The 12,977-nt window shown below is 65.4% G+C and carries 14 protein-coding genes; 7 read left to right on the forward strand and 7 right to left on the reverse strand.

Annotated features, from left to right (window positions below; all coding sequences use genetic code 11):
* Positions 1-48: 48 nt before the first annotated feature.
* From phnC to C8348_RS19635, 5 genes are all read left to right on the forward strand, one after another.
* On the forward strand, positions 49-867 hold the full coding sequence (gene phnC / locus C8348_RS19615; RefSeq protein ID WP_106755001.1) for a phosphonate ABC transporter ATP-binding protein: 819 nt from the start codon (positions 49-51) through the stop codon (positions 865-867).
* 8 nt (positions 868-875) lie between these two features.
* Positions 876-1,814 (forward strand): phosphonate ABC transporter, permease protein PhnE, encoded by a 939-nt coding sequence (gene phnE, locus C8348_RS19620; RefSeq protein ID WP_106755016.1) that lies wholly within the window; start codon positions 876-878, stop codon positions 1,812-1,814.
* Entirely contained in the window at positions 1,811-2,668 is an 858-nt protein-coding gene (gene phnE, locus C8348_RS19625; protein WP_198647155.1) for a phosphonate ABC transporter, permease protein PhnE, read from the forward strand. The genes phnE (C8348_RS19620) and phnE (C8348_RS19625) overlap by 4 nt, the downstream gene beginning before the upstream one ends.
* A 97-nt stretch (positions 2,669-2,765) precedes the next feature.
* Complete coding sequence (locus C8348_RS19630) at positions 2,766-3,377, forward strand: DapH/DapD/GlmU-related protein (protein ID WP_106755018.1); 612 nt, start codon at positions 2,766-2,768, stop codon at positions 3,375-3,377.
* The gene (locus C8348_RS19635; RefSeq protein ID WP_208983831.1) at positions 3,370-4,512 is read left to right on the forward strand and encodes an AbrB family transcriptional regulator; all 1,143 of its coding nucleotides are present in this window, start codon (positions 3,370-3,372) and stop codon (positions 4,510-4,512) included. The genes C8348_RS19630 and C8348_RS19635 overlap by 8 nt, the downstream gene beginning before the upstream one ends.
* Before the next feature lie 257 nt (positions 4,513-4,769).
* On the opposite strand, the gene C8348_RS19640 is transcribed toward C8348_RS19635, so the two are convergent.
* Both C8348_RS19640 and C8348_RS19645 read right to left on the reverse strand, forming a co-directional pair.
* On the reverse strand, positions 4,770-5,537 hold the full coding sequence (locus C8348_RS19640; protein WP_106755002.1) for a copper homeostasis protein CutC: 768 nt from the start codon (positions 5,535-5,537) through the stop codon (positions 4,770-4,772).
* Entirely contained in the window at positions 5,530-6,477 is a 948-nt protein-coding gene (locus tag C8348_RS19645) for an ROK family protein (protein ID WP_106755003.1), read from the reverse strand. Before C8348_RS19645 ends, C8348_RS19640 begins: the two co-directional genes overlap by 8 nt.
* Positions 6,478-6,551: 74 nt before the next feature.
* Here C8348_RS19645 and C8348_RS19650 point away from each other — a divergent pair, with 74 nt between their 5' ends.
* Positions 6,552-7,589 (forward strand): LacI family DNA-binding transcriptional regulator, encoded by a 1,038-nt coding sequence (locus C8348_RS19650; RefSeq protein ID WP_106755004.1) that lies wholly within the window; start codon positions 6,552-6,554, stop codon positions 7,587-7,589.
* 232 nt (positions 7,590-7,821) lie between these two features.
* Here C8348_RS19650 and C8348_RS19655 read toward each other — a convergent pair whose 3' ends face one another.
* Genes C8348_RS19655 through C8348_RS19675 form a run of 5 tightly spaced genes read right to left on the reverse strand, consistent with a single transcriptional unit; the run spans position 7,822 to position 11,649 of the window.
* A complete protein-coding gene (locus tag C8348_RS19655; protein ID WP_106755005.1) occupies positions 7,822-8,616 on the reverse strand; it encodes a transporter substrate-binding domain-containing protein in 795 nt (264 codons plus the stop codon).
* A gap of 30 nt (positions 8,617-8,646) precedes the next feature.
* A complete protein-coding gene (locus C8348_RS19660) occupies positions 8,647-9,570 on the reverse strand; it encodes an isoaspartyl peptidase/L-asparaginase (RefSeq protein ID WP_106755006.1) in 924 nt (307 codons plus the stop codon).
* Positions 9,570-10,307: an amino acid ABC transporter ATP-binding protein gene (locus tag C8348_RS19665; RefSeq protein WP_106755007.1), complete on the reverse strand. Its 738-nt coding sequence runs from the start codon at positions 10,305-10,307 to the stop codon at positions 9,570-9,572. The genes C8348_RS19660 and C8348_RS19665 overlap by 1 nt, the downstream gene beginning before the upstream one ends.
* Positions 10,307-10,978, reverse strand: coding sequence for an amino acid ABC transporter permease (locus tag C8348_RS19670; RefSeq protein ID WP_106755008.1), 672 nt, complete (start codon positions 10,976-10,978; stop codon positions 10,307-10,309). Before C8348_RS19670 ends, C8348_RS19665 begins: the two co-directional genes overlap by 1 nt.
* Entirely contained in the window at positions 10,978-11,649 is a 672-nt protein-coding gene (locus C8348_RS19675) for an amino acid ABC transporter permease (RefSeq protein WP_106755009.1), read from the reverse strand. The genes C8348_RS19670 and C8348_RS19675 overlap by 1 nt, the downstream gene beginning before the upstream one ends.
* Before the next feature lie 213 nt (positions 11,650-11,862).
* Between C8348_RS19675 and C8348_RS19680 the strand changes: the two genes are divergently transcribed.
* Positions 11,863-12,783 carry a carbohydrate kinase family protein gene (locus C8348_RS19680; RefSeq protein ID WP_106755010.1) on the forward strand — a complete coding sequence of 307 codons (921 nt, stop codon included), beginning with the start codon at positions 11,863-11,865 and terminating at the stop codon, positions 12,781-12,783.
* The last annotated feature ends 194 nt before the right edge of the window (positions 12,784-12,977 follow it).

A 12,977-nucleotide genomic window follows, 5' to 3' on the forward strand; every position in this document is an offset into this window, starting at 1 on the left:
CGCCTTGCGCCGCCCTTTTCCCCTTTGGTCCCGACAGTGGAGATCGCGATGCTGGAGTTCTCTGGCCTCACCAAGGCCTTTGGCAACCACAAGGCTGTCAACAATATTACCCTGACCATTCCGCAGGGCCAGATGGTCGGCGTCATCGGCCGCTCGGGTGCCGGCAAGTCAACGCTGCTGCGCATGATCAACCGCCTCGCCGCCCCGACCGAGGGCCAGATCCGCTTTGACGGCCGCGACGTCTCTGCCCTGAAGGGCCGCGATCTTCTCGCCTGGCGTTCCGAATGCGCCATGGTGTTCCAGCAGTTCAATCTTGTCGGACGCATGTCGGTCATCAACAACGTACTGATGGGCCGGATTTTCCATCACAGTTTCGCAACCGCCATGCTGCAGGCCTTCAGCGCCGAGGAACGGGCCCTGGCCATTCGCGCTCTCGACCGTCTCGGCATGGCCCACACCGCCTTGCAGCGCGCCGAAACCCTCTCGGGCGGCCAGATGCAGCGCGTCGCCATCGCACGCGCCCTGGTGCAGCGCCCGAAGGTCATGCTGGCCGACGAGCCGATCGCCTCGCTGGATCCGCTCAATGCCAAGGTGGTGATGGATGCCCTGCGCCGCATCAACCAGGAAGACGGCATCACCGTTCTTGCAAATCTCCACACCCTCGACACGGCGCGCACCTATTGTGACCGTATCGTCGGCCTGATGTCTGGCGCGGTCGTCTTCGATGGCACCCCGGACCAGTTGACCGATCGCCAGGCCCGCGAGATCTATGGCGCGGAAGCCGATGACGCCTTCAGCGAAGGGGTGACGTCCACGATGCTGACCCCGCGCGCACAGGCCGCCGACACATTCGACTCGGCCGCGTGATCAAGACCATGTCATCCCACCATCTTGCCACACCCGCTTTCGTGATCGAGCCCGGCCAGGACCCGGTCACGATATTCGAGAAACATCGCGCCGAACTGCAGCGGTCCCGGCTGTTCATGAACATCGCCATGGCCGTGCTGTTTGCACTGCTGCTGGCTGTCTCGATCTATGTCTCGAAATTCTATCCGGACAGGCTCTGGGCCGGACTGCCCCGGATCTTTGAATATTTCGGCACGGTGATGCCGAACCTTGAAGCCGACAACCTGTTCGCCGCCCGCCAGGCCAACGGCAAGGCCGTACCCGGATCGATCCTCTACTGGTACAGCGACCTCGGCAAATACCTGCAGCTGTTGTTCGAAACCGTCCTGATGGCCATTACGGCCACCATGCTCGGCGCAGCGATCGCCTTCCTGCTGTCCTTCCCGGCTGCCCGCAACCTGGCGCCGCTGCGCTGGATCAACGTGCTGGCCCGGCGCACGACGGAAGTCCTGCGCGGCGTTCCGGAGATCATCATCGCGCTGCTGCTGGTGTTTGCCCTTGGCATCGGACCGCTCGCCGGGGTGCTGGCCATCGCCATCCACACCGCAGGCGCACTCGGCAAGCTGTTCTCGGAAGTGAACGAGAATGCCTCGATGCGTCCGGTCGAAGGCCTTCGGTCGGTCGGCGGAACCTGGTGGGATGAGATGCGCTTCGGCATCGTGCCGCAGGTTCTGCCCAACTTTGTCTCCTATTCACTGCTACGCTTCGAGATCAACGTCCGCTCCTCCTCCATTGTCGGCTTTGTCGGCGCCGGCGGCATTGGCCAGGAACTGAACCACACCATCAGTTTCTACAATGACGACCGGGTGATGGCGGTCCTGATCCTGATCGTGCTCCTCGTCACGGTGATCGACCTGATTTCCGAGCGCCTGCGCACCCACCTCGTTGGCCGGGAGAACCTGATATGAGCGCCGTCAAGGCCATGACCGTGTCGGCCGCCGACATTGCGGCCGCAAGGGCACAGTTTCCCGATGCCTTCGGCAATCCGCGTGCCCGCCTCTTCACAGCCATCTGCTGGGCGCTTGCGCTCGGCTATTTCGGCTGGTCCCTCTGGTACTTCGAGTTCTGGAAACTCTTTGCTTTCAATGAGCGTGCCATCCGTATGTTCCAGCACTTCTTCGTCTGGGAACACATGGGCGAATGGGACTACGCCGGCATCTATCAGGGCCTGGCAGAAACCATTGCGATGGCCTTCCTCGGCACCCTTCTCGGTTCCGTAGCCGCCCTGCTGATCGCCTTTGCAGCCGCCCGCAACACAATGCCACGAAACATCGTCCGGCATGTCGTGCGTCGCTTCCTGGATCTCCTGCGCGGCATCGACAGCCTCATCTGGGCGCTGGTCTTCGTCCGGGCAGTCGGTCTTGGACCTCTTGCAGGCGTACTGTCGATCTTCGTCAGCGATACCGGAACCCTGTCGAAACTCTATTCGGAAGCCATCGAAAACGTTGACCGCAAGCAGGTCGAAGGCATCCGCTCGACCGGTGCCAGCCCGATCCGGATCATGCGCTTCGGCTACCTGCCGCAGATCTCACCGGTCTTCATCTCGCTTTCGCTCTATTCCTTTGAATCGAGCGTCCGCAGTGCCACGATCCTGGGCATTGTCGGTGCCGGTGGCATCGGCAAGGTTCTGGTAGACCGCTTCCGGGCCGGGTACTTCGATCAGGTCGCTTTCGTCGTGTTGAACATCCTGATCTGTGTCTTCGTCATCGACTGGTTGTCCGGCAAGGTTCGGGCGCATTTTATCGGTGAAAAGCCGCACTGAACGCCCGGTCAGCGGTCAGATGCCCATACTCCACTGCCCTGCGCCGCCCGAGAGGCGGCGCAGCCGCTTCCTCCGCAAAGACAACGGTGTCCTTTTCATGAAAATGCTCTCCGAAGCCCCCAGCATCCACGAGACCGCCACCGTGGTCGATTGCGAGATCGGCAAATGGACCGAGATCATGGCGCATGTGTCCATGCGCGAGTCCAGCGTGGGTGACTACTCCTACATCGTGAAGGGCGGCAACATCGTCTGGTCCACCATCGGCAAGTTCTGCTCCATTGCCGAAGGCGTACGCATCAACCCGGGCAACCACGCCACCTGGCGCGCCAGCCAGCATCATTTCACCTACCGCGCCGCCCAGTATGGCCTCGGCGAGGATGACGCCGAATTCTTCCAGTGGCGCAAGGATCACTGGGTCACCATCGGCCATGATGTCTGGATCGGCCACGGCGTCACCATCCTCGCGGGTGTGACGGTGGGCAACGGCGCGGTCATCGGCGCCGGCGCGGTTGTGTCGAAGGATGTCGAGCCCTATACAATCGTTGGCGGTGTTCCGGCCCGTCTGATCAAGCGGCGATTCTCTGAAGCCCAGGCGGAAGCCCTGCAGGCCATCGCCTGGTGGGACTGGAGCCACGACGCCCTCAAGGCCGCCCTGCCCGACATCCGCATGCTGTCCATCGACGAATTCATCGAAAAGTACCGTGTCTGATCCAGCCCCGACCACCGCTTCCGGCGAACCTGTTGCCGATCCTCTCGAACCTGAGGATCGGCCCACCTTCCAGGTGCTCGTCCGCGTCCTTGCGGGGATTGCGGTGGGAACGCTCGGGGGCGGGATCTTCTATCTTCTGCACATGCCCTTGCCCTGGACCCTGGGCTCGATGATCTTCGCCATGATCGCCGCCATCAGCCGCGCCCCGATCCTGCCTCCGGCACGGCTGCGCCCGGCACTGGTCACCGTCATCGGCGTCATGCTCGGGTCCGGCTTCTCGCCCGATCTCGTCGACCGGCTCGGTGACTGGGCCATATCTCTCAGCCTTCTCGGTCTCTATCTCCTGATCGCCGGCTTTCTGGCAGTCCCCTTCTACCAGCGCTTCGGCGGCTTCGACCGCGTTACCGCCTTCTGTTCCGGCATGCCGGGCGGCCTGATGGAAATGGTGACACTCGGCAAGGACCTGGGCGGTGACGAACGCAAGATCATTCTCGCCCATGCGGCCCGCATCGTGGTGACGATCTGCCTCGTGTCCTTCTGGTTCCGCATTGTCGAGGGCCAGAGCGTCGGTTCGGCGCTGACGACGAACAATCCCCTCGACCTTGTGGACATCATTTTGCTGGTTCTGTGCGGCGTTGTGGGGTCGGTTGTTGCCACGAAGCTTCGACTGCCGGCAGCCTCCCTGATGGGACCGATGCTGTTGAGCGCGGCCGTGCATATCACCGGCCTGACAGCCAGCGCCCCGCCGGCACTTCTGGTCATCGCGGCTCAGGTGCTGATGGGCACCATCATGGGCTGCCGCTTTCTGGGAGCCGGCCTCCGCGAGGTCACCCAGGCCCTCGCCCTGAGCTTCGGCGCCACGGTGATGACGCTTGCCCTGACCCTGATTTTCGCCGCCCTGTTCGGGGCCGTCATGATGCAGACCCCGGCGCAGATCGTGCTCGCCTATGCCCCCGGCGGCCTCACCGAAATGAGCCTCATCGCCCTCGCCATGAAGGCCGAGGTCGCCTATGTGGCCAGCCACCATATCGCCCGCATCGTTCTCTTGGTCGCCCTCGCACCACTGGTCCTGACGCTGATGGAAAAGCGGCGGACCAGCCGCAGCACAGGCGCCAAAGGCGCGCCGGGCGAATAATCCCGGCAACCGGCCCTCATGTGCCGACCTTTAGGTGAAACACTGACCCCTATCCTTCGTCGCTCCTGCGAAGGCAGGAGCCCAGTAACCGAGGCGCTAGCGACAAAGCTCAGGGCAGCAAAACCCGCTCACAGTCTGTCACGAGCGCTCAGTAGCTCGGTTCCGGACGCAAGTGCCCTGAAGCACAAAACTCTCACCGGGGGTACTGGGCTCCTGCCTTCGCAGGAGCGACGAAGGGGATGTCTGCGCGCGCGCCCTCAGTGCCCTCGCGCGGCTAGATGCTGCACCAGCGCCCGCACTGTCGCCTCGTCGGTGCGCTTGGGCGCATCGGCCAGGAAGCCGAGCGCCCGCTCACCCTCGGTGCCGGTCAGATCGGGGGCCGAGCAGGAGGAATGCACCTCGCGCACGCCCAGCCGGTCGAGAATCGCATCCACATTGGCCCGCGAGATGCCCGAGCCCGGCAGGATGGAAATGCGGGTGCCGGCATGGGCGACAATCCGCTCCAGAACGGCAAGCCCCGCCTCCGCCGTGCGCGCCGCACCGGACGTCAGGATCCGGTCAAAGCCAAGCTCGACCGCCAGATCCACCGCACCCTCCGGATCATTCACCGCCGCCAGATCAAAGGCCCGGTGCAGCGTCAGCCCGAGGCCGCGCGCGCGGGCATGGTCCGCCAGCTCCGCCAGCACAGGCCGGTCCAGCTGACCGGAGGCATCATTGGCGCCGATCACCACACCGGCCAGGCCGAAACCGGCCACCGTGTCCATGTCCGCCTTCAGCACCCGCACATCCGCCGGGGTGTAGCGGAACGGCCCGGGATGGACGCGCAGGAGCGGCCACACCGGGATCGGCTGCTCGGCGGCCAGCGCCATCAGCCCAGGGGCCGGCGTCAGCCCGCCGATGGCCAGCGCCGCGCAGAGTTCCACGCGCCCCGCCCCGCCCCGCACCGCCGCCAGCAAGCCTTCCGGACCGTCGACACAGACTTCAAGCAGCACCTCAGGCAGCTCCTCTGGCAGCACATCAGACATCACGCATCTCCGACAGGTGGGTCAGGCCGAGCATCGCCGCGCCGATCAGGCCGGGCTCGGGGGAAAGTTCGGCCGGCACCAGCAGCGGCGCGTCGCTGCGCCACAGGATGCGGGCCCGCAAGCGCTCGTCCAGCGCCGCAACCAGGGGCCGGCAGGCCGAAAGCCCGCCGCCGACCGGCAGCACCGAGGCGCCGACCGTGTTGACCATCATGGCCAGCGGCCCGGACACAAGATCGAGATAAAGGTCAATGGCTTCGCTGGCCTTGGTCTCGCCGGCCAGCCATCCGGAGGTGATCTCGTGGCTGGCCAGCGCCGCGCCGCCGACAAAGCGGTGGAGGCGTTCCAGCCCGCGCGCACCGCCCACCGTATCGACACAGCCAACCTGGCCGCAGCCGCAGTCGAACACCGGCAGACCTGCGGCCTCCAGGCGCTCGCGGGAGGCCGGCACACAGCCGAACACCGGTCCATGCCCCCATTCGCCGCCATAGCCGCCGGGCCCGGAAACGATGCGCCGGTTGATCACCAGCCCGCCGCCGACGCCGGAGCCGAGGATCACGCCGAACACAACGTCATGCCCCCGCCCCGCCCCCTGGCTGGCTTCCGCCAGGGCAAAGCAATCCGCATCATTGGCGATGAACACGGGCCGCCCCAGCCGGGCGGAGAGTTCGCCCGAAAGAGTGCGCCCGTGGATCGCGGGGATGTTGGCGCAGGTCATGATCCCCGTCCGCGCATCAATCACCCCGGCAATCGAGATCGCGACAGCCACGGCCTCAGCGGCTTGCGACCGCTCCATGTCGGCGATCCCCTGCCCAAGCGTTGCCGCGAACAGGTCAAGGTCGTCGAGCGGCGTTGCCAGCCGCGTCGCAACCGGTCGGTCGGAGGGCGCGTGGAAGGGGGCGCGCTTGATGGCACTTGCGCCGATATCAAAACAGGCCAGCATGGATTTGCTCATTGTGACAGACATGTTCTTCCGGTTGTGATTGACGCCCCGCCCGGGACCCGTCAAAAAAGCGTATGAGTTCCAAAGACAAGCCCTCGACCAACATCACCATCGCGGATGTCGCCGCGCTTGCCGGGGTGTCGCGTGCCATCGCCTCCCGCGCGCTGTCGCCGGAGGACCGCCCCGTGTCGGCCGAGAAGAAGGCAAAGGTGCTGGCTGCGGCCGAGCAGCTCGGTTTCAAGCCGAATCTGATCGCCCGCAGCCTCAAGTCGCGCACGCTTAATCTGGTCGCGGTCATCGTCAATCACATTCACGACTTTTCCGATCTTGTCCTCTTTGATCGCCTCATCGCGGCCATCCAGGACACCGGCAAGCAGGTCGTGTTGCTGCGCGTTGGCTCGCTCGACCGGGTCGAGGAGTTCCTGCGCAATGGCGTTGCCTGGCATGTGGACGCCGCGCTGGTCTTCTCCGACTTCGCCAATGCCGCAACCGTCCGCACCATGTTCCGCACCAACCGGATCGTGATGCTCAACGGCATGCGCGATGACACGGCTCCCTCGATTGTCGCCGACGAGGCAACGCCGATTGCCGCAGCCGTTGCCCATGCCAGGGCGCGTGGCAAGAGCCGGGGCGTGCTCGTCACGGGCCGCCAGACCTCGCCGGTGGAACAGGCGCGCATCGCCGCCTACCGCGCCGCCTTCGCCGCCCAGGGCCTCACCCTGAGTGCCGAACATGCCGGTGACTATTCCTATGAAAGTGGCCGCAGCCTCTCAGCCGCCGTCCTGCGCGATGGACCGGAGGCCGCGATCTTCGCCACCGCCGATGCCATGGCCATGGGCGTCATCGATGCCGGCCGGGCGGACATTGCCCGCAAGCCGGGGGACTGGGCCATCTACGGATTTGACGCGCTGCCGCTCGCCCGCTCGGAAGCCTATCCGATCTCGTCCATCGGCTATGACCTTGATACCTACATCGCCCGGGTGATCGACCATCTCCGGCAACCCGAGCTGTTCGAGGAGCCGGCAGGTGTCATCACCATCCCCGGCAGCTTCATGCCGCATCCCTCCTGCGGCGGCCCCGCCGCCTTCGAGCGCTGGCCGGCAGAAGGCTGAACGTCCTCTGGCGGACTGGCGGGAGGCAAGCCTCGCACTCACCTTCGTCATCCCGGCCAAGCGATGCGCCGAGCCGGGACCGGAGAGCCGAGGTCTGAGCTGTTCATTGTACCGAAAGTCGAGGAACAGTGACGCTTCGGTCCCGGATCTCCGCTTCGCTCTCGTCCGGGCTGACGGTATCAGCTGCTTGAAACTGAGGCTGCCGGCACCATCGCACCGGCAGCCTTGCCTGTTACCAGAGCGGCGTCAGGGCCGGCGGGTTGGATTCCTCACCCCACCACTTCTTGTAATTCGCCTCATAGGCACCCGACTGGATGTAGTCGGAGACGAACATGTCCAGCCAACGGGTGAAATGCGGGTCGCCCTTGGCGACCGCAATGCCGATCGGATCGTTCGAGTAAAGACCCGGCAGCGTCACCAGATTGTCGGAGGTGGTGGCGAGATAGTCGAGCAGCGAGGAGTCCTCGATGGCCGCCTGAACGCGCTTCTGCTGCAGCAGCAGGACGCCGTCCGGCGAGAACGTATCGGTGTAGACCAGCTCGGCGCCCGGCACCTTGGCCTTCATGAAGGTCTCGCCGGTCGAACCGCGACCGACCACGACCTTCTTGCCGTTGAGGTCGTCGAGCGAGGCAATGCCCGCGTCCTTCTGCACGATGACGCGCAGGCCGGCCCGGTTGTAGGGGATCGAGAAGTCGACGGTCTTGGCGCGCTCCAGCGTCGCCGAGGTGTTGGCGACCGCCACGTCGATCTGGCCGGACACCAGCATCGAAATGCGGGCATCGCCCGACACGTCGACGAATTCCACCGGCACACCCAGCTTCTCGGCAAGGCGCGTCGCTACGTCCACGTCATAGCCGACGGGATTGTTCTGCGCGTCGCGGAAGCCGATCGGCTCACCGCCCAGCGACACGCCGATGCGCACGACGCCGCGCGAGCGGATCTCGTCGATCTTGCCGGCGCTCGCCGCACCGGTGAACACAAGGCTTGCTGCGAGCGCGGCGCCCGCCAGTTTCATCAGTCTCAACATCAGTCACGACCCTCCAGGTTGTGGTTATGGTTATGCAGTCAGATGTTCCGCCTCGCGGTGCTCGGGCTCCGCAAGGCCGGGATGCCACAGCCAGTACTTGATCGGCTCGTGGCAATTCAGGGCGACAACCCGGTGGTTGCCGCGACTATCGATGGCATGGATGACCAGCGCGCCGATGAAGCCGCCGGTCAGGTCGCGCACGTCGGCCACCGCAAGGTCGACGGCCTCGGTCAGCGACAGGCCCATGCGCAGGCCGAGGACGATGCTGCGCGAGGTGCCGGCGCGCATGGTCATCTCGCCGGTGTGGGTGCAGGCGGCCGCGCCATAGCGGCTGTCCGCATAGAAGCCGGCCCCCGGGATCGGGCTGTCACCCAGCCGGCCCGGATATTTCCACGCCCAGCCGGAGGTCGACGTCACCGCATGGGCGCCGCCAGCTGCATCGCGGGCGAGGAACACCGTCGTGTCGCGCACGCGCTCGGGATCGGTGATCGTGTGGTTGAGCGGCACCAGCGGGATGTCCGGGAACTTTGCCTGATCCTCGGGCGAGAGCTCCTGTTCCAGTCGTTCCCACCAGACCCGCTTGCTGTCGGGAAACAGAGCGTCGTCGCGGACAAAGCCGCATTCATCGGCAAAGCGGCGGGCGCCGGCTCCGGTCAGCATCACATGCGGCAGGCGGCGCATCACCTCACGGGCGAGGGCTGCCACCGGGATCGTGCTCGGCACGGCGCCCACGCAGCCCACCTCGCGGGTGGTGCCATCCATCACGCCGGCATCGCATTCCATCTCGCCGATCATGTTCGGCCAGCCGCCGTAGCCGACACTGCGCACCTTCGGTTCGCGTTCGACTTCGGCAATGCCCTCGATCATGGCGTCGATGCCGTAGGTTCCGGCCTTCAGGGCGGCCACCGTCTTGGCAAAGCCGGGCCAGGCCTCGGAATTGGCGATGAGGATCATCAGAGGGCTTCCCCTTGCAGTTTGGACAGGAACTGGGCAACGCGTGGCAGCGACCGCCCCCGTTCGGAAAAGAAATCAGCCGAGGGCATGTCGGCGATGAGTTCGCCCTTCTCGAGAAAGACGATCCGGTGCGAGATGGAGCGGGCGAAGGCAATCTCGTGGGTGACGAACAGCATCGTCGTTCCCGTGGTCGCCAGCACCTTGAGGATGTCCAGCACCTCCGCCGTCATCTCCGGATCGAGCGCGCTGGTCACCTCGTCGAGCAGCAGATAGCGCGGCTGCATGGCAAGCGCCCGGCAGATGCCGACCCGCTGGCGCTGGCCGCCCGACAGCTGCGCCGGATAGGCATCTGCCCGGTGCGCCAGGCCGACCCGGTCGAGCAGCGCGCGCGCTTCTGCGATCACCTCGGCCTTGGGCCGCTTCAGCACCTCGACGGGCGCAAGCGCGATGTTCTCCACCGCCGTCATGTGCGGATAGAGGTTGAATTGCTGGAACACGGTCGCCGAGCGGCGGCGTGCTTCCGCCAGCTCCTTTGGCTTGGCCACATCGAAGCCATCGACCGTGATCGCCCCGGCCTCGAATGTCTCAAGACCGTTGATGCAGCGGATCAGGGTCGACTTGCCCGAGCCGCTGGCGCCCAGGACCGAGACCACTTCGCCCGGATTGAGCGTGAGATTGACCCCGTCGAGCACCTTGTGGGTGCCGAAGGATTTGCACAGGCCGTTGACGGAGAGCATCAGACCCCCTTCCAGTCCGTATGCGCCCGCAGCCGCCGTTCCAGCCGGGACCCGGCATAGGCGACCGCCTTGGCGGTGAGGTAATAGAGCGCGCCCACGACAGCCCAGACGATGAAGGGCTTCAGCGTGCGCAGGTTGAGGATGTGGCCGACCTTGGTCAGGTCGATGACGCCGATGACGGAGATGAGCGAGGTCACCTGCAGCTGGTTGACCAGCAGGCCCGTCAGCGGCCCGATCGCAAAGGCCAGCGCCTGCGGTGCGATCACCCGTCTCAGGATGGTCCAGCGTGTCAGGCCGAACACCCGCGCCGCCTCGATCTGATCGCGCGAGATCGCCTCGATGGCCGAAACCGCGATCACATAGACAAAGGCCGCCGTGTTGCCGGACAGCGTGATCAGCGCCGCCTGCGACGGCGTCAGGTTGATCTTCATCAGCACCGGCAGGCCGAAGAACACCAGGAACAGCTGCACCAGCACGGGCGAGTTTTTCAGCAGTTCGGCAAGCCCGTGCACCAGCTGGCGCAGCAGCAGCACCCGGTAGTAGCGCACCACCGCAAAGCCGAGCCCGAGCGCGCCGCCGATCAGCGTCGAGGCAACGAACAGCCACAGCGTGACCGACAGGCCCTGCAGCAGAAGGACGATGTCATAGGGGGTAAACTCGGTGTAGCGCATCACGCCACCTCCCCGGCCGTATGGCGGTTGACATGGCGGTGCAGCGCGCCGAACAGGCCGGAGACCGCGTAGGTCAGGCAGGCATAGGCAATGAGCAGCGCCGCATAGACCTCGAAGGGCCGGAACGTCTCGGCCGCCACGATCTTCGCCGAGCCGGTCAGCTCGTTCAGCGTGATCGTCGACAGCACCGACGAGGTCAGCACCAGATTGACGCAGACCGCCCCCAGCGGCCGGATCGAGGTCCGGAGCGCGATGGGCAGGATCACCATGGTGAAGATCTTGCGCCGGGTAAGACCGCTGACCTCTGCCGCCTCCAGGATACCCGGCTCGATGGCCAGAATGCCCGCGCGGATCACATCCGACGTATAGGCGCCGCCGGCGATCGACAGGGCGATGATCCCGGTCGGCGCGGCCTCGATGTAGATCCCGACTTCCGGCAGCCCGAAATAGAAGAAGAACAGCTGCACGATGAAGGGGATGTTGCGGAACACGTCGACATAGATCGCCGACAGGCGCCGGGCCAGCGGCGAAGCGGCCGTGCGGCAGGCAGCCACGACAATGCCAAGCACGATGCTGCCCGCCAGTGCGCCGAGGCAGACCACCGTGGTCAGCCAGAGACCCTCCAGAAGGAATGGCACATGCTTGGCCAGGATCGAAAGGTCGAAGCCCAAGGGCGCCTCCCGGGTGAATGTGAAACCGGTTTCATTTAGACGTGCAAAGTGCCTCCTGTCAACGGTCAGCTTCGTGTCGGCACCGGACTGGAAACCAGCGCCCCTGACCTTGCGTCGCTGCCGGATCCGGGGCACAAAAAGCGCCCTGTGATGACCACAAGTGAACACCCCTCGCCCGAAGAGGGGGCCCTGCTTTCTGGATGGACCTGACCGATGATCCTGTGTTGCGGTGAAGCGCTGATGGACATGCTGCCGAGAGAGATCGGCGGCGAAGGAACTGCATTCCTGCCCGTGCCCGGCGGCGCGATCTTCAACACGGCGCTGGCCCTCGGCCGGCTCGGCACACCGGCCGGCTTCCTCTATGGCGTCTCGACCGACCTGTTCGGCGAGCAGCTCCTCGCCCATCTCGCCGCCTCGAACGTTGCCTCCGACCTGACGATCCGCTCACCGCGCCCGACGACCCTCGCCTTCGTGCGGCTGAAGGACGGCAACGCCACCTACACTTTCTACGACGAGAACTCCGCCGGCCGCATGATCACGGCCGCCGACCTGCCGGCCCTGCCGGCCGCTGTCTCGACGCTCTATTTCGGCGGCATCAGCCTGATCGGCGAGCCCTGCGGCACGGCATTGGAAGCGCTGCTGATGCGCGAGGCCGGATCGCGGGTGATTGCGCTTGATCCCAACATCCGCCCCAGTTTCATTACCGATGAAACGGCCTACCGTGCTCGTCTGTCCCGCATTTTCGCCAAGGCCGACATCCTGAAGCTCAGCGAGGAAGACCTCGAGTGGTACGCCCCCGGCTCCGATTTCGACACGATGGCGAAATCCTGGATCGCCGGCGGTATCAAGGTCGTCCTGAAGACCCTCGGCAAGGACGGCGCCCGCGCCCTGACGGCGACACAGGACATCACCGTTCCCGCCCGCAAGGTCGAGGTCGTGGACACGGTCGGTGCCGGTGACACGTTCAACGCCGGGTTCCTGTCCTCGCTTGCCGAGGCCGGTGCGCTGACCAAGACGGGCGTCGGCGCCTTGAGCGACGCAGTCCTCACCGCCGCCCTCACCCGCGCCACGTCCGTCGCCGCCGTCACCGTCTCCCGCGCCGGCGCCAACCCGCCCTGGGCCCACGAGCTGTAAGGCGGGACTGGTCTGCGTGTCGTGTCGGTTCCTGGGCCGGAGAAATCATCTGTGTCGGATTTGAGGCCTCTCCGCTCCCCTCCCCCTCGTGGGGAGGGGTTAGGGGTGGGGGGCCCATGGCAAGGCGCAAGATTGGTGAAGATCTGGGGCTGCCCCTTTTAAAAAACACTGGCTCTCCCGCGTTCTGAGGCCGT

The sequence above is a fragment of the Pannonibacter carbonis genome (genome assembly GCF_003012935.1).
Lineage (GTDB): Bacteria > Pseudomonadota > Alphaproteobacteria > Rhizobiales > Stappiaceae > Pannonibacter > Pannonibacter carbonis.

Coding starts and splice junctions, on each gene's coding strand:
- C8348_RS19670 (WP_106755008.1), bottom strand. CDS start 10,978: ATGCGCTACACCGAGTTTACCCCCTATGACATCGTCCTTCTGCTGCAG.
- C8348_RS19665 (WP_106755007.1), bottom strand. CDS start 10,307: ATGCTCTCCGTCAACGGCCTGTGCAAATCCTTCGGCACCCACAAGGTG.
- C8348_RS19655 (WP_106755005.1), bottom strand. CDS start 8,616: ATGTTGAGACTGATGAAACTGGCGGGCGCCGCGCTCGCAGCAAGCCTT.
- C8348_RS19645 (WP_106755003.1), bottom strand. CDS start 6,477: ATGCTGGCCTGTTTTGATATCGGCGCAAGTGCCATCAAGCGCGCCCCC.
- C8348_RS19640 (WP_106755002.1), bottom strand. CDS start 5,537: ATGTCTGATGTGCTGCCAGAGGAGCTGCCTGAGGTGCTGCTTGAAGTC.
- C8348_RS19680 (WP_106755010.1), top strand. CDS start 11,863: ATGATCCTGTGTTGCGGTGAAGCGCTGATGGACATGCTGCCGAGAGAG.
- C8348_RS19650 (WP_106755004.1), top strand. CDS start 6,552: ATGAGTTCCAAAGACAAGCCCTCGACCAACATCACCATCGCGGATGTC.
- C8348_RS19660 (WP_106755006.1), bottom strand. CDS start 9,570: ATGATCCTCATCGCCAATTCCGAGGCCTGGCCCGGCTTTGCCAAGACG.
- phnE (WP_106755016.1), top strand. CDS start 876: ATGTCATCCCACCATCTTGCCACACCCGCTTTCGTGATCGAGCCCGGC.
- C8348_RS19630 (WP_106755018.1), top strand. CDS start 2,766: ATGAAAATGCTCTCCGAAGCCCCCAGCATCCACGAGACCGCCACCGTG.
- phnC (WP_106755001.1), top strand. CDS start 49: ATGCTGGAGTTCTCTGGCCTCACCAAGGCCTTTGGCAACCACAAGGCT.
- phnE (WP_198647155.1), top strand. CDS start 1,811: ATGAGCGCCGTCAAGGCCATGACCGTGTCGGCCGCCGACATTGCGGCC.